The organism is Verrucosispora sp. ts21 (assembly GCF_002879555.1).
GTDB classification, from domain to species: domain Bacteria; phylum Actinomycetota; class Actinomycetes; order Mycobacteriales; family Micromonosporaceae; genus Micromonospora; species Micromonospora gifhornensis.
Genome location: NZ_PNOZ01000079.1, coordinates 1 through 21,031 on the forward strand (window position 1 = coordinate 1; position 21,031 = coordinate 21,031).

At 69.8% G+C, this 21,031-nt stretch carries 19 protein-coding genes and 1 tRNA gene; 14 read left to right on the forward strand and 6 right to left on the reverse strand.

The features are described from left to right. Positions 1 to 21: 21 nt before the first annotated feature. The gene (locus C1A38_RS25430; RefSeq protein WP_102660242.1) at positions 22 to 897 is read right to left on the reverse strand and encodes an aldo/keto reductase; all 876 of its coding nucleotides are present in this window, start codon (positions 895 to 897) and stop codon (positions 22 to 24) included. A gap of 209 nt (positions 898 to 1,106) precedes the next feature. Between C1A38_RS25430 and C1A38_RS25435 the strand changes: the two genes are divergently transcribed. The 5 genes from C1A38_RS25435 to C1A38_RS25455 all read left to right on the forward strand — a co-directional run bounded on the left by C1A38_RS25435 (position 1,107) and on the right by C1A38_RS25455 (position 6,026). After that, positions 1,107 to 1,475 carry a YciI family protein gene (locus C1A38_RS25435; RefSeq protein WP_102660243.1) on the forward strand — a complete coding sequence of 123 codons (369 nt, stop codon included), beginning with the start codon at positions 1,107 to 1,109 and terminating at the stop codon, positions 1,473 to 1,475. Between the two features lie 242 nt (positions 1,476 to 1,717). Then, entirely contained in the window at positions 1,718 to 3,166 is a 1,449-nt protein-coding gene (pyk, locus tag C1A38_RS25440; protein ID WP_102660244.1) for a pyruvate kinase, read from the forward strand. After that, entirely contained in the window at positions 3,163 to 4,047 is an 885-nt protein-coding gene (locus tag C1A38_RS25445) for an acyl-CoA thioesterase (protein WP_102660245.1), read from the forward strand. Before pyk ends, C1A38_RS25445 begins: the two co-directional genes overlap by 4 nt. 84 nt (positions 4,048 to 4,131) lie before the next feature. Next, positions 4,132 to 4,593 (forward strand): RrF2 family transcriptional regulator, encoded by a 462-nt coding sequence (locus C1A38_RS25450; protein ID WP_102660246.1) that lies wholly within the window; start codon positions 4,132 to 4,134, stop codon positions 4,591 to 4,593. A 389-nt stretch (positions 4,594 to 4,982) separates the two neighbouring features. Continuing rightward, positions 4,983 to 6,026 carry a sulfite exporter TauE/SafE family protein gene (locus tag C1A38_RS25455; RefSeq protein ID WP_102660247.1) on the forward strand — a complete coding sequence of 348 codons (1,044 nt, stop codon included), beginning with the start codon at positions 4,983 to 4,985 and terminating at the stop codon, positions 6,024 to 6,026. 9 nt (positions 6,027 to 6,035) lie between these two features. On the opposite strand, the gene C1A38_RS25460 is transcribed toward C1A38_RS25455, so the two are convergent. Then, entirely contained in the window at positions 6,036 to 7,463 is a 1,428-nt protein-coding gene (locus C1A38_RS25460; RefSeq protein ID WP_233197012.1) for a pyridoxal-dependent decarboxylase, read from the reverse strand. 212 nt (positions 7,464 to 7,675) lie between these two features. Here C1A38_RS25460 and C1A38_RS25465 point away from each other — a divergent pair, with 212 nt between their 5' ends. Continuing rightward, a complete protein-coding gene (locus C1A38_RS25465) occupies positions 7,676 to 9,970 on the forward strand; it encodes a rhamnogalacturonan lyase family protein (protein ID WP_102660249.1) in 2,295 nt (764 codons plus the stop codon). A 276-nt stretch (positions 9,971 to 10,246) separates the two neighbouring features. Here the strand turns inward: C1A38_RS25465 and C1A38_RS25470 are convergent, their stop codons facing one another. Both C1A38_RS25470 and C1A38_RS25475 read right to left on the reverse strand, forming a co-directional pair. Continuing rightward, positions 10,247 to 11,251 (reverse strand): LLM class flavin-dependent oxidoreductase, encoded by a 1,005-nt coding sequence (locus tag C1A38_RS25470; protein ID WP_199180326.1) that lies wholly within the window; start codon positions 11,249 to 11,251, stop codon positions 10,247 to 10,249. A gap of 56 nt (positions 11,252 to 11,307) precedes the next feature. Continuing rightward, on the reverse strand, positions 11,308 to 11,787 hold the full coding sequence (locus C1A38_RS25475) for an Lrp/AsnC family transcriptional regulator (RefSeq protein WP_102660251.1): 480 nt from the start codon (positions 11,785 to 11,787) through the stop codon (positions 11,308 to 11,310). A gap of 101 nt (positions 11,788 to 11,888) precedes the next feature. On the opposite strand from C1A38_RS25475, the gene C1A38_RS25480 reads away from it, so the two are divergent. Then, positions 11,889 to 13,046: a trans-sulfuration enzyme family protein gene (locus C1A38_RS25480; RefSeq protein ID WP_102660252.1), complete on the forward strand. Its 1,158-nt coding sequence runs from the start codon at positions 11,889 to 11,891 to the stop codon at positions 13,044 to 13,046. 34 nt (positions 13,047 to 13,080) lie between these two features. Here the strand turns inward: C1A38_RS25480 and C1A38_RS25485 are convergent, their stop codons facing one another. Continuing rightward, positions 13,081 to 13,821, reverse strand: coding sequence for a helix-turn-helix domain-containing protein (locus tag C1A38_RS25485; protein ID WP_102660253.1), 741 nt, complete (start codon positions 13,819 to 13,821; stop codon positions 13,081 to 13,083). A 32-nt stretch (positions 13,822 to 13,853) separates the two neighbouring features. Further along, positions 13,854 to 13,930 (reverse strand) — tRNA-Leu (locus C1A38_RS25490). Positions 13,931 to 14,035: 105 nt separating this feature from the next. On the opposite strand from C1A38_RS25490, the gene C1A38_RS25495 reads away from it, so the two are divergent. The 7 genes from C1A38_RS25495 to C1A38_RS25525 all read left to right on the forward strand — a co-directional run bounded on the left by C1A38_RS25495 (position 14,036) and on the right by C1A38_RS25525 (position 21,002). Further along, complete coding sequence (locus C1A38_RS25495) at positions 14,036 to 14,656, forward strand: ANTAR domain-containing response regulator (RefSeq protein ID WP_013735005.1); 621 nt, start codon at positions 14,036 to 14,038, stop codon at positions 14,654 to 14,656. 51 nt (positions 14,657 to 14,707) lie between these two features. After that, a complete protein-coding gene (locus C1A38_RS25500; RefSeq protein ID WP_102660254.1) occupies positions 14,708 to 15,859 on the forward strand; it encodes a hypothetical protein in 1,152 nt (383 codons plus the stop codon). 273 nt (positions 15,860 to 16,132) lie between these two features. Further along, positions 16,133 to 17,299 carry a branched-chain amino acid ABC transporter substrate-binding protein gene (locus C1A38_RS25505; RefSeq protein ID WP_102660255.1) on the forward strand — a complete coding sequence of 389 codons (1,167 nt, stop codon included), beginning with the start codon at positions 16,133 to 16,135 and terminating at the stop codon, positions 17,297 to 17,299. A gap of 102 nt (positions 17,300 to 17,401) precedes the next feature. Next, a complete protein-coding gene (locus C1A38_RS25510; RefSeq protein ID WP_102660256.1) occupies positions 17,402 to 18,355 on the forward strand; it encodes a branched-chain amino acid ABC transporter permease in 954 nt (317 codons plus the stop codon). Continuing rightward, the gene (locus tag C1A38_RS25515) at positions 18,352 to 19,461 is read left to right on the forward strand and encodes a branched-chain amino acid ABC transporter permease (protein ID WP_102660257.1); all 1,110 of its coding nucleotides are present in this window, start codon (positions 18,352 to 18,354) and stop codon (positions 19,459 to 19,461) included. The genes C1A38_RS25510 and C1A38_RS25515 overlap by 4 nt, the downstream gene beginning before the upstream one ends. Further along, positions 19,454 to 20,302 carry an ABC transporter ATP-binding protein gene (locus C1A38_RS25520; protein WP_102660258.1) on the forward strand — a complete coding sequence of 283 codons (849 nt, stop codon included), beginning with the start codon at positions 19,454 to 19,456 and terminating at the stop codon, positions 20,300 to 20,302. The genes C1A38_RS25515 and C1A38_RS25520 overlap by 8 nt, the downstream gene beginning before the upstream one ends. After that, positions 20,286 to 21,002, forward strand: a complete 717-nt coding sequence (locus C1A38_RS25525; RefSeq protein ID WP_102660259.1) for an ABC transporter ATP-binding protein — start codon at positions 20,286 to 20,288, stop codon at positions 21,000 to 21,002. The genes C1A38_RS25520 and C1A38_RS25525 overlap by 17 nt, the downstream gene beginning before the upstream one ends. Positions 21,003 to 21,031 lie beyond the last annotated feature (29 nt).

Below are 21,031 nucleotides of genomic sequence, written 5' to 3' on the forward strand. Positions count from 1 at the left end.
GGGGGTGGGGGTGGGGAGGGGTCAGGAGGTGGCGGTGGAGAGGGTTTTGTATTCGGTGTCGGTCAGGGTTACCTGGGCGGCGGCGACGTTCTCCTCCAGGTGGGCCACCGAGGAGGTGCCGGGGATGGGAAGCATGACGGGGGAGCGGCGCAGCAGCCAGGCCAGGGCGAGCTGGGCGGGGGTGGCGCCGTGCTCGGTGGAGATCGCGTCCAGCGGGCCGCCGGGGCGGGCCAGTTCGCCGGTGGCGATCGGGTACCACGGGATGAAGGCGATGTCGTTGCCCTCGCAGTAGGTCACGACGTCCTCGGCCTTGCGGTTGACCAGGTTGTAGAGGTTCTGCACGGAGGCGATCGGCGCGATCTGGCGGGCCGCCTCGATCTGCTCGACTGTCACCTCGGACAGGCCGATGTGCCGGATCTTGCCCTCCTCCTTGAGCAGCAGCAGCTCACCGATCTGGTCGGCCAGCGGCACCTTCGCATCGATGCGGTGCAGCTGGTAGAGCCCGATGCTCTCCAGGCCCAGGTGGCGCAGGCTCAGCTCGCACTGCTGACGCAGATACTCCGGCCGACCGAGGGGACGCCAGTCACCCGGGCCGCTGCGCGACAGGCCGGCCTTCGTCGCAATGACCAGATCATCGGCGTACGGGTGCAGCGCCTCCTTGATCAGCAGCTCCGAGACGAACGGCCCGTACGAGTCGGCGGTGTCGATGAACGTCACGCCCAGCTCGTACGCCCGGCGCAGCACCCGTACCGCCTCGGCCGGGTCCTTCGGGTCGCCCCAGACGCCCGGGCCGGTGATCTGCATTGCCCCGTACCCGAGCCGGTCGACGGTCAGGTCACCGCCGATCCGGTAGGTGCCGGAGGCCTTGGCGGGTCGAGTGTCAGCATTGCTCGCCATGTCATTCCCATCGCGTCGATCGTCCTCGTCGGCCAATCTAGCCGTCATCACGGCTCCCCGCTCCGATCGCGACACCATCGCGGTACGCCCCGGATCTGCTGAGCGCCCGGTGCGACCTGCCGGTTCATGCAAGGCTGGACGGTACCGCCGCGTGTGCCGCCGTCGGGCGCAGACGGGCCGCGAAAGGGCGGGCCGCGAAAGGGAGCGTCATGACCGCAGAGCCGAACCTCGACTTCGCGCTTGACACGTACGAGTGCATCGTGCTTTATCCCGGCACGGCCGGACGGGCGCTGCCCCCCGAGACCATCCAACGGTTGCAGGCCGAGCACGCCGAACACATGCAGGCGCTCCAGCGGCGGGGCATCATCCTGGTGGTCGGAGCGGTCGACGGCAACGAAGCCCGGGAGCCGGACCCGCCGCTGGGCTTCGGTCTGGCCCGCACCGGCTCGGTCGACGACGTGCGCAGCGTGATGGAGGCCGACCCGGCGGTGCAGGCCGGGCTCTACCGGGTGGACGTGATGACCTTCCTCTGTCCGGCCGGTTCGCTCGAGTTTCCGCTGGTCAAGACGGAAAGCTGAACGGCAGAGCGGGTTGACTTTCGGCAATCGTGCGGTCACGAGCGGTTGTCGGAACGGAGCGGCTCGGCGCACCCTGGCATGGGAGGCGTACCATTCCGGCGCGCGGTCGCTGATGCCCGCCATCGACGTTCCGGCGTGGCTACGCCCGCCGGCAGCGCGCGTACGTCGCGCGCCGTTGGACAATTGTTCCGCTTTGCGCAAGGGGTCGGCCCGTGGTCCGACCCGGAGGAGAGACTAGCCTGATGGGCGTGACACGCCGCGCGAAGATCGTTTGTACTCTTGGTCCCGCCACCTCGTCGCCCGAGCGCATCCGTGGGCTCGTCGAGGCCGGCATGAACGTGGCGAGGCTGAACTTCAGCCACGGCAGCCACGCCGATCACGAGGCGGTCTACCACCTGGTCCGCGAGGCATCGGAGGCGACCGGCAAGCCGGTGGCGATCCTGGCCGACCTGCAGGGGCCGAAGATCCGGCTGGGCCGCTTCGCCGACGGCCCGCACGAGTGGCGCACCGGCGACTCCGTGGTGATCACCGGAGACGACGTGTTGGGTAGCAAGGAGCGGGTCTCCTGCACCTACCGCAAGCTGCCGCAGGAGGTCAAGCCCGGTGACCGGCTGCTGATCGACGACGGTCGGGTGGCCGTCGAGGTCACCGACGTCACCGGCAACGACATCCGGGTGCTTGTCACCGAGGGTGGGCCGGTCAGCAACAACAAGGGCGTTTCGCTGCCCAACGTGGCGGTCAGCGTGCCCGCCATGTCCGACAAGGACGCCGAGGACCTGCGCTTCGCCCTCGGGCTCGGGGTCGACCTGGTCGCGCTCTCCTTCGTCCGCTCCGCCGACGACATCAAGCTGTGTCACGGCATCATGAACGAGGTCGGCGTACACCGGCCGGTGCTGGCCAAGGTCGAGAAGCCGGAGGCGGTCGACCACCTGGAGGCCATCGTGCTGGCCTTCGACGGCGTGATGGTCGCCCGCGGTGACCTCGGCGTGGAGCTGCCGCTGGACGAGGTGCCGCTGGTGCAGAAGCGCGCCGTGCAGTTGTGCCGGGAGAACGCCAAGCCGGTCATCGTGGCCACCCAGATGCTCGACTCGATGATCGAGAATTCGCGGCCCACCCGCGCCGAGGCCTCCGACGTCGCCAACGCGGTGCTCGACGGTGCCGACGCGGTGATGCTCTCCGGTGAGACCAGCGTGGGCAAGTACCCCGTGCTCACCGTCAGCACCATGGCCAAGATCGTCAGCACCACCGAGTCGGGCTCGATCGCCGTCCCCCGCCTCCAGCACGACCCGCGTACACACGGTGGCGCCCTCACCGTCGCCGCGTCCTCGATCGCCCGGGCCATCGGCGCCAAGGCGCTTGTCGCCTTCTCGCAGACCGGCGACACCGTGCGCCGGCTCAGCCGGCTGCACTGCGACCTGCCGCTGCTGGCCTTCACCCCGGTCCCGGAGGTACGCAGCCAGCTCGCCCTCTGCTGGGGCGTGGAGACCTTCCTGATGCCGTTCGTGCAGCACACCGACGACATGTTCCGGCAGGTCGACCAGGCGCTGCTCGGGCTCAACCGGGCCACCCCGGGCGACTACGTGGTGATCGTGGCGGGCAGCCCGCCCGGCACCCCCGGCTCCACCAACACCCTGCGGGTGCACCAGCTCGGTTCGCTCGTCGACGCCGCCTCGGCGCGGGCCCTGCAGTGACCGACGACCAGGTGCTCGTCGGTCAGGCCGCCGTCGACCAGCTGCTGGAGGTTCTCGACCTGGTGCCGACCGGCACCAGGTCGTTCCGGGGGATGAGCCCCCCGGTCGGACCCCAGCGGGTGTACGGCGGACAGGTCGCCGGCCAGGCCCTGGTCGCTGCCGGCCGCACCGTCGACCCGGAGCGGGTGGTCCACTCGCTGCACGGCTACTTCGTGCGCCCCGGTGACCCGGTCGAGCCGATCGAGTACGAGGTGGAGAGCATCCGGGACGGCCGGTCCTTCTCGGTACGCCGCTCGGTGGCGCTGCAACACGGCGAGCCGATCTTCTTCATGTCGGCGTCGTTCCAGCGCCCCGAGGAAGGGCTGGACCACCACGCCCCCGTCCCGCCGGACGTGCCCGCGCCCGACCAGGTGCCCACCATGTCCGACCGGCTGGCCCGCTACCCGGAACGGCTGGGCGTCTGGGGGCAGATTCCCCGGCCCATCGACGTACGCTACGTCGGCGAGCCCGGCTGGGTACGCCCCGGCGACCGCCCCGCGGACCCGCACCAGCGGGTGTGGATGCGCATCGACGGCAAGCTCCCCGACGATCCGCTGCTGCACGCCTGTGCCCTCACCTACGCCTCCGACCTCACCCTGCTCGACTCGGTGCTCTCGGTGCACGGCGAGGTGTGGGGCCCCGGCGGTGTGGTGGGCGCGAGCCTCGACCACGCGGTGTGGTTCCACCGGCCGTTCCGCGCCGACGAGTGGTTCCTCTACGACTGCTGGAGCCCGTCGGCCTCCGGCGCGCGGGGCCTGGCCACCGGCAGGTTGTTCACCGTCGACGGACGGCACATCGCCAGCGTCGTCCAAGAGGGACTGCTGCGCCGCGTCGGCGCCTGACCCGGCGGCCGTACCATCCGGATCAGCCGATCGGTGCAGGGGTGATCGTCCAGGTGGAGCCGCGGGCCGACTAACCTGTCGGGCATGCGACTCTCCGCCCGGGTGGACTACGCCCTTCGAGCGGTCACCGAGCTGGCCTCGGTGGCCGGGGCCGGGCGTGGCCGTCCGGTGACCGCCGACCAGATCGCCCGCGCCCAGGACATCCCGCCGAAGTTCCTGGAGAGCATCCTGCTGCAACTGCGCCGCGGCGGCATCATGCAAGCCCAGCGGGGCCCCGAAGGCGGCTACTGGCTGGCCCGGCCCGCCGAGGAGATCTCCCTGGCCGACGTGATCCGGGTGATCGACGGCCCACTGGCCCACATCCGCGGGCAGCGGCCCGAGCAACTCGGCTACCAGGGCGCCGCCCGAGCGTTGCAGGACGTCTGGATCGCGTTGCGCGCCAACGAACGCCAGATCCTCGAACTGGTCACCGTCGCCGACGTCGCGCAGGGCACGCTGCCCGAGCAGGTCACCAAGCTGGTCTCCGACCCCCGCGCCTGGACCTGACCCCCGCGCCTGGACCTGCCCCCCCGCGCCTGGACCTGTCACGCCCGCTGCTGGACTTGCCAGCCACTCCTGGACCTGGCGCGCGCCCTGCTCGGCCGCGCCGGCAGAGGTATGCCTCGGCCCCTTTGCTCTGCTTCAACCGACGCACCGATTTCCGCACGGGATCGGTGCGTGGAGTGAAGCAGAGCAAAGGGGCCGAGGTGGGGAACGGGTGCCCAGGTGGGCAAGGGATGCTTCGGGGTGGGCCGGCGGTGGCTCGGGTGGGGGCCTGGGGTGGGGGAGCGACGAGGGTGTCGTCTCATTGACTGATCGGGGGGTTGACCGCAGGCCCTCCAATGCCGCATTGTCGACCAAGTTGATAGGAGTTGCCGAAAAGTTGGGGGACGGCCGTGCGCAAGCTGCTGGTCATCGCGCTCGTCGGGCTCGCCGCCCAACTGGTCGACGGGGCACTCGGCATGGCGTACGGGTTGACCTCCTCCACGCTGCTGCTTCTGGTCGGGGTCGCGCCGGCTGCCGCGTCCGCCTCGGTGCACCTGGCCGAGATCGGCACGACCCTCGCCGCCGGCACCGCTCACTGGCGGTTCGGCAACGTCGACTGGCGAGTGGTGACCCGCATCGCCATCCCCGGCGCGGTCGGTGCGTTCGCGGGTGCCACCTTCCTCAGTTCGCTCTCCACCGAGGCAGCCGCCCCGTGGATGGCCGCGATCCTGTTCACGCTCGGGGCGTACCTGCTGGTGCGCTTCTCCCGGCCGTTGCGTCGCAACCCGGCGGCCGGGCAGCTGCGCGGGCGGTTCCTCGGGCCTCTCGGGCTGGTCGCCGGATTCGTCGACGCCACCGGCGGCGGCGGATGGGGGCCGGTCGCCACGCCGGCCTTGCTGGTCAGCGGGCGGATGGAGCCCCGCAAGGTGATCGGCTCGGTGGACACCTCCGAGTTCCTCGTCGCAGTCTCGGCCAGCCTCGGCTTCCTCATCGGTCTGGGCACCGAGGGTTTCCTGCTGCCGATCGTGCTCGCCCTGCTCATCGGTGGTCTGATCGCCGCACCGATCGCCGCCTGGCTGGTGCGCATCGTGCCCGCCCAGATGCTCGGCGCGGCCGTCGGCGGTGTGATCGTGTTGACCAACGCCCGCATCCTGATGCGCACCGCCGAGCTGGAGGGCTCCCTGCCGGTACTGGTCTACGTGCTGCTGGCAGCCGGTTGGGTCACCGCCCTGGTGCTGGCGGTGCGGCTGGTGCTGCGGGCCCGTCGTCAGCGGGCGACCGCCGAAGCAGCCAGCCTCCAGGCGGCCAACACCGAGGCGGTCAACACCGACAAAGCCAACGCCGAGGCGGTCAACGCCGACAAAGCCAACACCGACAAAGCCGGCACCGACGACGCCGACTCGGGTGCGGCGGCAGAGCCGGAGGTTACCGCCCTCTCCGGCGCCGACCGCTGAGCGGACCGGTCAGTCGGCCAGGGCTGCCGCCTGCGAGATCAGCTCCCATGCCTCGTCGACGTGGGCCTCGGTGGTCTGCGGGGCGCCGACCGCCAGACGCAACGTGTGCCGGCCGGCCACCCGGGTGTGCGTCAGATAGACCCGGCCGGTGCCGTTGACCGCCGCCAGCAGGCGTTCGTTCGGCCCGTCCGCGCCGCGCAACCGGAAACACACAAGGCTGTACGGGTGCGGGGCCATCAGTTCGAACCGGTCGTCGGCGCGTACCCGGTCGGCGAACCGGGCGGCCAGTGCCACCCCGCGCCGGATGTGCTCGCGCAGGCCGTCGACGCCGTACCAGCGCAGCACGAACCACAGTTTCAGGGCACGGAACCGTCGACCCAGCGGCACCTGCCAGTCCCGGTAGTCGATCACCGCACCGGATTCGGTGGCGGCGTTGCGCAGGTACTCCGGCAGGACGGTCAGCGCCTGCACCAGCTCACCGGCGTCGGCCACCCAGAACGCGTCGCAGTCGAAGCCGGTGAGCAGCCACTTGTGCGGGTCGAAGCAGTAGGAGTCGGCGTACTCCAGACCGGCGTGGCCGAACCGCAACTCCGGGCAGATCGCCGCCGCCCCGGCGTACGCGGCGTCGACGTGCAGGAACACCCGGTGCTCGGCGCAGATCGGGCCGATCTGCGGCAGCGGGTCGATCGCCGTGGTGGAGGTGGTGCCCACGGTCGCCACCACCAGGGCCGGCACCACCCCGGCGGCCCGGTCCGCCTCGATCGCCGCCCGCAGCGCCGCCGGTGACATGGCCCGGGTCACCGGATCCACCTCGATCAGCCGTACCCCGTCGGCGCCCAGCCCGGCGATCCGGGCCGCCTTCTCGACCGACGAGTGCGCCTCGGTCGACGCGTACACCCGGTAGCGGCGGTCGACGCCCGCCTCGCGCCAGCGCCCGCCACCGGCCCGGTGCAGGGCGACCAGGGTGGCCACCAGCGTGGCCGACGAGGCCGAGTCCTGGATGACCCCGCCGCCGGGACCGGTGGAGCGGAACCGGGCCGGCAGGTCCAACGCCTGGGCCAGCCAGTCGAGCATCACCGTCTCCAGCTCGGTGCAGGCCGGTCCGGTGGCCCAGAGCATGCCCTGCACGCCGAGACCGGCACTGACCATGTCACCCAGCACGCTGGGACCGCTGGTGTTGGCCGGGAAGTACCCGAAGAAGCCCGGATGCTGCCAGTGGGTCAATCCGGGTGCGACCAGCTTGTCCAGGTCGGCGAGGACGGACTCGACTGGTTCGCCCTCAGCCGGCGGATCGGTCGGCAACCCGGCCGCCACCGCGTCGGGCCGGCCCTGCGAGGTCACCGGGCGCTCGGCAACTGTGGCCCAGTAGTCGGCGATCCAGTCGACGACCGCGTACCCGGCCTGACGGAACTCCTCCGGTGTCATGTGCGCTGCCACCGGAGGAGTTGACCAAAAGGGCTGGCCCGGAAGCAAGCTGTGGCCAACCGATTGTGTGCCGAAAACGCGTGCCCTAGCATCGCAGCTGCGCGGGAAACCAATTACCGACGTCGATGCGTCGGGATCTCTGCCGCCAGCGCGGCACCCGCCGGCGACGGGCACGCCGGCGAAGCCACCACTGCCGCGCGCCCGACCTCCACCGGAGGACCTCCATGCCCCGCACCGTCCGTCGGGTCATCGTGCTCGCCACCGCCACGGCAACCACCCTCGCCGCCGGCGTACTTACCAACCTGACCGCCTCGGCCGCCGCCACCGGCTGCCGCGTCGACTACCGCATCACCAACCAGTGGGGCGGCGGCTTCGGCGCCGACGTCACCGTCACCAACCTCGGTGACCCGCTCAACGGCTGGACGCTGACCTGGGCCTGGCCCGCCGCCGGCCAGCAGGTCACCCACGCCTGGAACGCCACGGTCAGCCAGTCCGGCGCGCAGGTCAGCGCCCGCAACGTCGACTACAACGCCACCATCGGCAGCAACGCCAGCACCGGCTTCGGGTTCAACGGCTCGTGGACCGGCACCAACCCGGTGCCCACCAGCTTCGCCCTCAACGGCACGACCTGCACCGGCGACACCACTCCGACCACCCCGCCGCCGACGACCCCACCGCCCACCACACCACCGCCCACCACACCACCTCCGACGACGCCGCCGCCCACGACTCCGCCTCCGACCACCCCGCCGCCGACGACTCCACCACCCGGGTCGATGCAGGCGGAGAACCTGGACCGAGGGTTGGTCAGCGTCCGGTCCGGGTCGGCCAACCTGGTCTCCTGGCGGCTGCTGGGCACCGAGACCACCGGGGTGGCGTTCAACCTCTACCGGGGCGGCACCCGGGTGAACTCCAGCCCGATCACCGGGGCCACCAACTACCTGGACAGCGGGGCCGCCGCCGGTGCCACGTACACCGTGCGGGCCGTGGTGAACGGCGTCGAACAGGCCGACTCCGCCCCGGCGTTGCAGTTCCCGGCCGGCTACCTCGACGTACCGTTGCAGGTCCCGCCCGGCGGCACCACACCCAGCGGTGAGGCGTACAGCTACTCGGCCAACGACGCCAGCGTCGGCGACCTCGACGGCGACGGCAGGTACGAGTTCGTGCTCAAGTGGGAGCCGTCCAACGCCAAGGACAACTCGCAGTCCGGCTACACCGGCAACGTCTACGTCGACGCGTACACCCTCACCGGCGCCCGGCTGTGGCGCATCGACCTGGGGCGCAACATCCGCGCCGGCGCCCACTACACCCAGTTCCAGGTGTACGACTACGACGGTGACGGCCGCGCCGAAGTGGCAATGAAGACCGCCGACGGCACCCGTTCCGGCACCGGGCAGGTGATCGGCAACGCGAGCGCCGACCACCGCAACTCCAGCGGCTACGTGCTCGCCGGCCCGGAGTACCTGACCATGTTCGACGGTCGTACCGGTGCCGCCCTCTCCACCGTCAACTACGACCCGCCCCGCGGCACCGTCTCCTCCTGGGGCGACTCGTACGGCAACCGGGTCGACCGGTTCCTCGCCGCCACCGCCTACCTCGACGGCCAACGCCCCTCACTGATCATGGCTCGGGGCTACTACACCCGCGCGGTCGTCGCCGCCTGGGACTTCCGCAACGGCAGCCTCACCAGGCGGTGGACCTTCGACTCCAACGCCAGCGGCAACGGCGCCGCCGCCGGGCAGGGCAACCACAACCTGTCCGTCGCCGACGTCGACGCAGACGGCCGACAGGAGATCGTCTACGGTGCCGCCACCATCGACGACAACGGTCGACTACTGCACTCCACCGCCACCGGCCACGGCGACGCCATGCACGTCGGCGACCTCGACCCGACCCGACCCGGCCTGGAAGTCTTCAAGGTCAACGAGGACGGCAGCAAACCCAGCTCCTACCTCGCCGACGCCCGCACCGGCCAGCTCATCTGGTCCACCCCGCCCGGCGGGGACAACGGCCGGGGCGTCTCCGGCGACATCTGGGCCGGCAGCCCCGGCGCGGAATCCTGGTCCTCGGCGGTCAGCGGCCTGAACAACACCCGAGGCCAGAACGTCGGCCGCAAACCGTCCTCGACCAACTTCCTGATCTGGTGGGACGGCGACCCGGTACGGGAACTGCTCGACGCCACCCGCATCGACAAGTACGGCCCCAACGGCGACACCCGCCTGCTCACCGGCGCCGACGTGGCCGCCAACAACGGCACCAAGGCCACCCCGGCACTGTCCGCCGACATCCTCGGTGACTGGCGGGAAGAGGTGGTCTGGCGCACCAGCGACAGCCGGGCCCTGCGGATCTACAGCACACCCACCCCGACCAGCACCCGCATCCACACACTGATGCACGACATGCAGTACCGGGTCGCCGTGGCTTGGCAGAACACCGCCTACAACCAGCCGCCGCACCCGGGCTTCTTCCTCGGCGACGGGATGGCCGTCCCGCCCGCCCCGCGCATCTACCTGCGCTGACGCCGGGAAGCTGAAGCCTGGAGAAACGGACAGGCACCGGGCCGCAATCGCGGAATCCGCTCAACTGCGGCCCGGTGCCCCACACCGCGGCACCCCCGACCCGTCCCGACCGGAGAGTGCCGTACCACCACCGGTTATAAAGTTAAGCGCACTCCGCGTCGCGGGGGTGACGCTCCCATGAAGATCGTGTTTCACGGCACAGAACCGCTGTGACCTGGGCCACCATCACCGGCGCGCCAGACCTGCCCGGCCCGCGCCCCACGCCTGTGCCTTCACTCAGCGTCGCAGGCCCCCGGCGACCCGCTCGGCGATCAACTCGAACGACCGCACCCGGTCGTCGATGTCGTACACCATCGTGGTGAGCATCAACTCGTCCGCCCCGGTCCGCGCCAGCAGGTCGCCCAACTGCCGGGCCACCGTCTCCGGCGAGCCGGTCGCCTGCCCCTCGCGCCGCTGCGCCACGAACTCCCGCTCCAGATCGGTGTACGGGTACGCCGCCGCCTCCTCGGGCGAGGCCAACGGCTCCGGCCGCCCGGCACGCAACCGCAGGAACGACAACCCGGCCGGCCCCGCCAACCACTCGGCCCGCTCGTCGGTCTCCGCGCAGACCGCGTTCACCGCCACCATCGCGTACGGCTGCTCCAGCCACCGCGACGGGCGGAAACTCTGCCGGTACAACGCCAACGCCGGCACCGTGTGCTGCCCGCTGAAGTGATGCGCGAACGAGAACGGCAACCCCAACGCGCCGGCCAACTGGGCGCTGAACCCACTGGAACCCAGCAGCCACACCGCCGGCCGCTGACCCCGCCCCGGCGAGGCCATGATCCGCCCCGAGCGCTCCTCGTCGAAGAAGTCCATCAACGCGGCCAACTCCTGGGGGAACTTCTCCGCCGACAGCCCCTCCATCGTCCGGCGCAACGCCAGCGCGGTCACCTGGTCCGTGCCCGGCGCCCGCCCGATGCCCAGGTCGATGCGGCCCGGATGCAGCGCCTCCAGGGTGCCGAACTGCTCGGCCACCACAAGCGGCGCGTGGTTGGGCAGCATCACCCCACCCGAACCCAACCGGATCCGGCTGGTGTGCGCGGCCAGATGCGCGATCAGCACCGCCGGCGCCGACGACGCGATCGCCGGCATGTTGTGGTGCTCGGCCACCCAGAACCGGTGATAACCCAGCTCGTCGGTGCGTCGCGCCAACTCGGTGGTGTGCCGCAACGCCTCACCGGCAGACGCGCCGACTGCGACGGGGGCAAGGTCAAGAACAGAAAGCGGTACGTCGATCACAGCGGCTGCCAACCCGCGAGATGCCGGTTTTGTTCCCGCCGCGACCCCCGGCGTGATCAGCCCAACCCGCGCGCCTGCTCGAAGATCAGACTGGTCTGGGTGTGCTGCACCGCCGGATCCACCGCCAGATGATCAAGCACGAAGTCCCGCAGCGCCTCGGCCGAGGCGGCCCGCACATGCAGCACGTAATCCTCCGCCCCCGCCACATGGAACACCGACACCACCCCCGGCAGCCGCACCGAACGGGCCCGGAAGGCATCCACCGCCGCCCGCGCGTGCTCGGTCAGCCGTACCGACACCAGCGCCTGCAACGGCAGACCCAGCGCCGCCGGATCGACGTCCGCGTAGAACCCGCGGATCGCCCCGCTCTCCCGCAACGCACGGGTACGCGCCAGACAGGTCGACGGGGCCACCCGCACCCGTTCGGCCAGGGCGTTGTTCGCCAGCCGCCCGTTGGCGGACAACTCCGCCAGGATCGCGCGGTCGGTGTCGTCGAGGGCCGCGAACGGCCGTAGAACATTCGATACGAGGGGCATGAAGTGATCTTCCAGCGAACAAGTGCGCACCGGAAGGGGGGTGTTACGAATTAGTTTCAGATCTGTTGCCAAAGATGAACCGGTCATTCGATCCTGTCGGCATGACGACCGTGGACACCCGAGCCGTGCACGCCGGCCGTGAAGACCTCACCGGCCTCGGCGTCCACGTGCCGCCCATCGACCTGTCGACCACCAACCCCCTGCCCTCGGTCGACGGCGGCGGCGACGCGTACGAGGCACTCGCCACCGGCAACCCGCTACCCGCCGGCGCCAGCGCCGTCTACCAGCGGCTGTGGAACCCCACAGTGGCCCGCTTCGAAACCGCCCTCGCCGAACTCGAAGGCGCCGCCGAAGCCGTCGCCTACGCCAGCGGCATGGCCGCCCTCACCGCCGCCGTACTCGCCGCCACCCGCGACGGCAAACGCCACCTGGTCGCCGTACGCCCCCTCTACGGCGGCACCGACCACATCCTCGCCACCGGCCTGCTCGGCACCGAGGTCACCTGGGCCCGACCCGACCAGGTCGCCGCCGCCATCCGCCCGGACACCGCACTGGTCATCGCCGAAACCCCGGCCAACCCCACCCTCGACCTGCTCGACATCGCCGCCCTGGCCGAGGCCGCCGGAGACGTGCCGCTGCTGATCGACAACACCGTCGCCACCCCGATCCTGCAACAACCCGCCCGGCACGGCGCCCGGCTCGTGCTGCACAGCGCCACCAAGAGCATCGGCGGCCACGGCGACGTCCTCGCCGGAGTGGTCGCCTGCGACACCGAATGGGCCGCCCGACTGCGCCAGGTCCGCGCCGTCACCGGCGCCATCCTGCACCCCCTCGGCGGCTACCTGCTGCACCGTGGCCTGCAGACCCTGCCGCTGCGGGTCCGCACCCAGCAGGCCGGTGCCGAGAAACTCGCCGCCTGGCTCAGCGAACACCCCGCCGTCACCCGGGTGCACCACCCCGGCCTCGACGACCCCGCCGGGCTCGTCGGCCGGCAGATGTCCGGCCCCGGCAGCCTGCTCGCCTTCGAGGTACGCGGCGGCGCCCCCGCCGCCGCAGCCGTCGCCGGCGCCTGCCAGCTCATCACCCACGCGGTCTCACTCGGCGGAGTCGACACCCTCATCCAGCACCCGGCGTCGCTGACCCACCGACCCGTCGAGGGCGACGCCAAACCCGCCGCCGCCCTGCTGCGCCTTTCCGTCGGCCTGGAGGACCCCGAGGACCTGCGCGAAGACCTGGCCCGGGCACTCGCCGCACACTGACACCCTGCCGCTCCGCCACGGCCGGTCCGAAGCTTCACGACTTCGGGCCGACGTGGCGGTCCAGCGCGGCGACCGCCTCACGACGCGCGACCGAGAGACTGTTGCGGCGGTTCATCGCCCACGCGATGCCGAGCAGGTCCAGCGCCCACTGGCACAAGCCCATGATGTCGGAGGACTCGTTGACGAACATGTAGCGGGGATAGGCGTACTTCCGGCCCCTGACGGTGACCCGGTTGATGAAGCGGGCACCGTCGGAATGGAAAAGCCCACGCAGGAAGTCACCCGCATTCGTGCTGACGATGCTCTCCTGCCAGGCGGCGAGGGCGATCGTCCGCTCGTGCTTCTTGCCGGGGCCGTGTTGTGGCAGCAGGCAGGGCCAGTGTCTGCCGTAGCTCTGCACACTGACGCAACCCGGTTGCGACACCCGCTGCACCTTGGCGGCAAGTACGTCTCGCATGGCTGTCTCGCAGGCGTCGACCAGGCCGGGCCAGGCCTTGCTGCAGGAAATCCGGAGCACCGGCACGCGTACGGCGGTCGCGAGATGGCCGTCGCCGAGGTAGAGGCCGAGCAGATAGGCGTAGGCGACCGGTGTCTGGATGCCGTCACGGCATCGGAAGCAGCGAAAGGCGCTGCCCAGCGTTTTCGGTGCGGCGTGACTCCTGCACCATTGGCGTACCGTCGCGTAGGGCAGACCGAAACGGCGGGCGACGTCGGCGACGGTGGCGCCTGACAGATGCATCGCCTGTGCCTGGGCGCGCAGGTCGGGAGGGTGCACGGGGTCATTGTCGGACGCCCGTGCGACATTTCTGGTGTCCCCGGTGGGATTCGAACCCACACTGTCGGAGGTTTGAGCTCCGTTTCTCTACCGATTGGAATACGGGGACAATCTGCTCAACGCCTGTCGCGTCGACCCACAGGGTACCCACTACGCTAGGGACGGCGACACCCGGTACCGCGGGTGTCAGGGCTCAGACTGGTGGGAGTGGCTCGTGGCCGAGACGCAGACGGATGCCGCGCGCAGGCGGGTACTGATCGCCGAGGACGAGGCGCTGATCCGGCTGGACCTGGCCGAGATGCTGGCCGAGGAGGGCTACGAGGTGGTCGGGGAGGCCGGCGACGGCGAGACCGCCGTCCGGCTGGCCGAGGAGCTCAAGCCCGATCTGGTGATCCTCGACATCAAGATGCCGATCATGGACGGATTGGCCGCCGCTGAGCGGATTGCCGGGTCCCGGATCGCTCCGGTGATCATTCTGACCGCCTTCAGTCAGCGTGACCTGGTCGAGCGGGCGCGGGCGGCCGGTGCGATGGCGTACCTGGTCAAGCCGTTCCAGAAGAGCGATCTGGTGCCGGCGGTGGAGATCGCGCTGTCCCGGTACTCGGAGATCGCCGCGTTGGAGGCCGAGGTCGCCGGGCTGACCGACCGGTTGGAGGTCCGTAAGACCGTCGAGCGGGCCAAGGGCGCGCTGATGACCACGTACAACATGACCGAGCCGCAGGCCTTCAAGTGGATCCAGCGTACGGCGATGGATCACCGGATGACCATGAAGGAGGTCTCCGAGCGGATTCTCGCCGAGACCGCCGGCGGTGAGGTGACGCAGCCGGCTCCCTGAGTCGGCTTTGCGACGGCCGCGGCGTCAGGCCGGGGTCGATAGCATCGATCCGTGGTGATCCGGCGGTGGGTCGCGGCCGTCGTCGCGGTGGCGGTGACGTCGGCCGGCTGTTCCCGGCCGGCCGTCGAGTCCGCGGAGCCGACGCCGGTGCGCCCGACCTGGCAGTCGATGGTGCTGCCGGCGACGTCCGGGGCCGCCGCCCGGCTCCTGGTACGGGACGCGACCGTCTGCGGCGGGCGCTGGTACGCCGTCGGTGCGGTCGCCGATTCGGCGGGGCGGAACGCCCCGGCTGCCTGGTCCACGGTGGATGGTCTGGTCTGGTCGCCGATCCGGCTGGTTCCGTCGAGTGTGTACGGTGCCCGGCACGTGCTCTACGCGGTGGCCTGCCGGGATGCCCGGTTGGTGGCGTTGGGCGCGGCGAGTGGGGGCGCGCACGGCAATCCGCGTACCGCCACCTGGATGCTGCACCCCGACGGTGCGTTACGTGAGGTGGCAGCCGGGTTCGAGCTGTTCGGCGGGCCGCGGGCGGTGAGTGTCTCCCGGGTGGCGGCCGGACCGCGGGAGTGGCTGCTGGTGGGTGCTCGGGTGGCCGGGGCGGCGGTGTGGAGTTCCCCGGATGGTGAGCGCTTCGCGGTGCACGAGGCGTTGCCGGAGCTGGCCAGCGATGATCGGGGCCGGACGGTGGCGTACGACGCGGTGGCGGTGCCCTCGGGCTGGGTGTTGGTGGGTGCGGTGTTGACGCCGGGTGCCGTGCCGGTGGCGTGGACGTCGTCGGATGCGCGGGTGTGGCGGCGGGCGTTGCTGCCGGGTGTGGACGGTCCGGGTCAGGCGCAGCGGGTTGTGGCCGCCGACGGCGCGGTGCTGGCGGTCGGTCCGGTGCGTACGGGCTTCGGGGTGTGGCGGTTGGCGGAGCCGGGTTGGCGGTGGGTCGGCGGGTTCGGTGGTGGTCGGGGTGCGGTGTCTGTGCGTGCTCTGGTGGCTTCGGCAAACCTGGTCGTGGCGGTGATCATCGACGCTGATGGTTACCGTCTGTGGTGCTCGGACAGTGGTGGTGAGTCGTGGCGTCCGGTGACCCTGCCGGTGGCGGTGCCGTCGGGGGATACGGGGCTGGTGGTGGCGCTCGAAGAAGGTCGGCTTATGGTGTTTGCAGACGCGGGAGATGGGTCTCGTGCCTGGTGGGCGCACCTACAGGTGGGCGGCTGAAGGAAGATCACTCAGCAGTGGCCGGCGCCGATAAAACGAAGGTGAATCGGCCTCGTAGCCGATCAATCAACGGTTCCCTCTTACAGCGATCGCACCCTATCCACCACGGCGTGTAACGGTTCGGTCAACGGCCCCTTCCGGGGCTTACGTCGTGCCTGCACCGTGGGATAACGTCCGGCCCCAGACCGGCGACGACGGTCTGGTTCGTCCGCCCCCGCAATGGCCAATTGGTAGCGGGTGGTTCGGGCCATGGGACTGAGGAGGGTTCGGGCCTTGAGGCAGAAGCTCGCACGTTTGGTCGGTGGGGTGGCGATCGCCGCGCTCGCCCTTGGCGGTACGGCCGCCTGCAAGTCTGACAGTGGAACCGACGAGGCCAGCGGCGGTGACGGCTGCGGCAGCAAGATCGCCTTCTTCGGCGCGCTGACCGGCCCGAACGCGGCCCTGGGCATCAACATGAACGGTGGCGTCAAGCTCGCCGTCGACAAGTACAACAAGGAGAACGCGGACTGCCAGGTGACCCTGGTGCCGCTGGACTCCCAGGGCAACCCGGAGCAGGCGCCGGGTCTGGCCCAGCAGGCGATCGACGACACCAAGATCCTCGGCATCGTCGGTCCGGCGTTCTCGGGTGAGTCGGAGGCGGCCAACCCGCTGTTCTCCGAGGCCGAGCTGGTGCACATCACCCCGTCGGCGACCCGGCCGAGCCTGGCCGACCAGGGCTGGAAGACCTTCTTCCGGGCGGTCGGCAGCGACTTCAGCCAGGGCCCGGCCGCCGGTCGGTACATCAAGGACGTGCTGAAGGCCGAGAAGGTCTTCGTCATCGACGACCAGTCCGCGTACGGCGCCGGTCTGGCCGACGAGGTCAAGAAGGTCCTCGGCGCGGCCGTTGTCGGCAGCGACAAGGTCCAGGGCGACGGCAAGCAGAACGACTTCTCGGCGACCGTCACCAAGGTCAAGTCCTCGGGCGCGACCGCGATCTTCTACGGTGGCTACTACCAGGAGGCCGGCCTGATCCGCAAGCAGCTCACCGCTGCTGGCGTCACCGCCACCCTGGTCGCCGGTGACGGCGTCAACGACGCCGCCTACATCGAGGGCGCCGGTGCGGCGGCGGCTGAGGGCACCATCCTCACCTGCCCCTGCCAGCCGGCCACCGAGGCGCGCGGCAGCTTCGTCGACGACTTCAAGGCCCTCAACGGCTCGGAGCCGGGCACCTACAGCGACACCGCCTTCGACGCGGCCAACATCCTGCTGGCCGGTATCAAGGCTGGCAACACCACCCGCACCAAGATGCTGGAGTTCGTGAAGGGCTACAGCGGCGAGGGCGTGGCGGCGAGCTACAAGTTCACCGAGACCGGTGAGCTCGACCCGACCCAGGTCAAGGTCTGGGCGTACAAGGTCGAGGGCGGCAAGGTTGTTCCGGACCAGGAGGTCCCGAGGTCCTGACCGGTCCCGTAACGGTTCCGCTGTGATCGTGGGGTGCGGCCGGGGAGCACCTTTCCCGGCCGCACCTTCACTGTCTCCCCTTCCTGTACGGAGTGCCCTTCCTTGAACTTCAACGCCCTATTCTCCGATTTCGGGGGATATACGATAACCGGGCTGACGGTGGGCGCCATCTATGCCCTCGTCGCGCTGGGTTACACGCTGGTCTACGGCGTGCTGAGACTCATCAACTTCGCCCACTCCGAGGTCTTCATCGCCGGCGCTTTCGCCGCGATCTGGGGTTGGGCCGCACTCGGTCTGGATCGTGACTCGGTAGCCAGCGGCTTCGGCTCGATCATGCTTTATCTTCTGGTCGGTGCGCTGATAGCCGCGGTGGCGTCCGCTACTACCGCGACAGTGGTCGAACGGGTGGCGTACCGGCCGTTGCGTAAGCGCAACGCCCCACCGCTGGCCTTCCTGATCACCGCGATCGGCGCCTCGATCGCGATCGCCGAGGCGTTCGGTATCTACACCCGGCGGCTCCCGGTCGGTGCGCCCACGATCGTCAAGCCGGACCTCGTGCTGTTCGAGGTCGCCGGTACCGAAGTGACCATGGTGCAGGTGCTGGTCATCGTCTCAGCGTTGGCGATGATGGTGGCGCTGGACCTGTTCATCAACCGCAGTCGTATCGGTCGGGGCATCCGCGCGGTCGCGCAGGACCAGAACACCGCGGCGCTGATGGGCATCAACAAGGACCGGATCATCCTGGTGGTCTTCATCATCGGTGGTGTGATGGCCGGTGTCGCCGGGATGCTCTACGACATCCGGATCGGCACTCTGACCTACAGCGTGGGCTTCCTGCTCGGGTTGAAGGCGTTCACCGCGGCGGTTCTGGGCGGCATCGGCAACCTGCGCGGTGCGCTGGTCGGCGGTCTGCTGCTCGGCCTGGTCGAGAACTACGCGTCGGCCCTGTTCGGCGCGAACTGGAAGGACCTGGTCGCCTTCGTCGTCCTGGTCGTGCTGCTGATGTTCCGGCCGACCGGTCTGCTGGGCGAGTCGTTGGGGAGGGCCCGCGCATGACAAGCGTGAGGGAATGGATCTACTCAGGTCGCCACGCGGTGGGTGAGCGCTGGCACAACGCACCCCGGTGGATGCGCTGGGCCGTCATCGCGGCAGTGATCGTGTTCTTCTACGCACTGCCGAACCGGGAGTTCTACCAGTGGCTCGGGCCGATCCCGACCACCGGGTCGAACTTCGGGCAGGTGCTGTTCACCATCTCCATCTACGTGCTGCTCGCGGTCGGTCTGAACATCGTGGTCGGTTTCGCCGGCCTGCTCGACCTCGGCTACTTCGGCTTCTTCGCCGTCGGCGCGTACACGGTGGCGGTGTTGACGTCGCCGAGCAGTGATCTCAAGACGCTCTGGCCGTGGCTGTTGGCCCTGCCGGTGGCGCTCGTGCTAACCATGATCTCCGGCGTGATGCTGGGTACCCCGACGCTGCGGCTGCGGGGCGACTACCTGGCCATCGTGACCCTCGGCTTCGCCGAGATGATCCGGGTGGCGGCGACCAGCTCCGAGTTCCTCAAGGGACAGCGGGGCTTCAACCAGATCCCGCACCCGCCGGGCAGCTACTCCGACGGCAAGCCGATCTTCGGCGTGCTGGACCCGCGGCCGTACTACTGGCTGGTGCTCACGCTGATCATCCTGGTGGTCATCGGGGTGCGGAACCTCAACCGCAGCCGGGTCGGCCGGGCCTGGATCTCGATCCGTGAGGACGAGGACGCGGCGCAGCTGATGGGCGTGCCGACGTTCAAGTTCAAGCTCTGGGCGTTCGCCTCGGGTGCGTTCATCGGTGGTCTGGCGGGGGCGCTCTTCGCCGGCAAGCAGAACTTCGTCAGCTCGCAGAACCTGGAACTGCTCAACTCGATCATCATCCTGGCCGCGGTCATCCTCGGCGGCTCGGGCAACATCGTCGGCGCGATCGTCGGTGGCGGCCTGGTGGCGTACATGATCGAGCGGTTCCGTGGCATCGAGTTCTTCGGCGTCGAGCTGTACGAGTACCGATTCATGTTCTTCGGCCTGGTGCTGGTGGTCATGATGATCTTCCGGCCGCAGGGCTTGATTCCGAACCGACGAAGGGCGGCGGAGTTCAAGGACCGTCGCAAGGAGGTGATCGTCGGTGGGTGAGACCGTGCAGAAGCCGACCGTTCCGGAGCAGGCCGGCGCCCCGGCGGTGGAGTCCACCGCCAAACGGGAGCCGCTGCTGGAGGTTGACCACGTCACGCTGCGCTTCGGTGGCGTGGTGGCCCTCAACGACGTGAACTTCACCCTCTACAAGGGTGAGATTCTCGGTCTGATCGGCCCCAACGGCGCCGGCAAGACCACCTGTTTCAACGCGATGACCGGCATCTACCAGCCCTCCGAGGGTGAGATCCGGTTCCGTGGCGAGCGGATCACCGGCAAGAAGAAGCACCAGATCACCAAGATGGGCATGGCGCGGACGTTCCAGAACATCCGCCTGTTCCCGGAGATGACCGCGCTGGAGAACATCCAGGTCGGCGCGGACGCGCACCACAAGACCAGCGTCCTGTCCGCGTTGTTCCGGCTGCCCCGGCACCACCGCGAGGAGCGCGACGGGCTGGAGAAGGCCGAGCGGCTGCTGGAGTTCGTCGGCATCCCGCACCGGATGCACGATCTGGCCCGCAACCTCTCGTACGGCGAGCAGCGCCGGCTGGAGATCGCCCGGGCGCTGGCCACCGACCCGGTACTGCTCTGCCTGGACGAGCCGGCTGCCGGCTTCAACCCGGCCGAGAAGGAGGAGCTGCTCCAGCTCATCCGCAAGATCCGGGACCAGGGCATCACCGTGCTGCTCATCGAGCACGACATGCGTCTGGTCATGGGTGTGACCGACCGGATCGTGGTGCTGGAGTTCGGAAAGAAGATCGCAGATGGGCTCCCCGCCGAGGTGCGTGAGGATCACCGGGTGATCGCGGCTTACCTGGGGGTGCCGGATGACGACGCTGCTTGAGATCGAGGACGTCAGTCTGCTCTACGGGCGGATCAAGGCGCTGCACGGCATCAGCCTGACCGTCAACGAGGGTGAGATCGTGGCCCTGATCGGCGCCAACGGCGCCGGCAAGTCCACCACGATGCGGGCCATCTCCGGCATCCGTCCGATCGCCTCCGGGCGGATCGTGTTCAACGGTGAGGACATCAGCAAGCTCCGGGCCGACCTGCGGGTACGGCGTGGGCTGTGCCAGGCGCCCGAGGGCCGGGGCATCTTCCCCGGCATGACGGTGATGGAGAACCTGGACATGGGTGCCTACACCCGGCGGGACCGCGCCGAGGTGGCCAAGGACCTGGCGAAGGTGCTGGAGCTGTTCCCCCGGCTGGCCGAGCGGCGCAAGCAGGTCGGTGGCACGCTCTCCGGCGGTGAGCAGCAGATGCTGGCGGTGGGTCGGGCGTTGATGAGCCGGCCCAAGCTGCTGCTGCTCGACGAGCCGTCGATGGGTCTGGCGCCGATGCTGATCCAGCAGATCTTCAGCATCATCACGGAGATCAACCAGCAGGGCACCACGATCCTGCTGGTGGAGCAGAACGCACAGCAGGCTCTGGCTCGGGCGCACCGCGCGTACGTGCTGGAGACCGGCCGGATCGTCAAGGAAGGCACTGGGGCCGACCTGCTGCACGACCCGGCCGTCAAAGAGGCCTACCTCGGCGTGGCCTGAACGGGCGTCACCCCTCTTCGCAAGGAGTA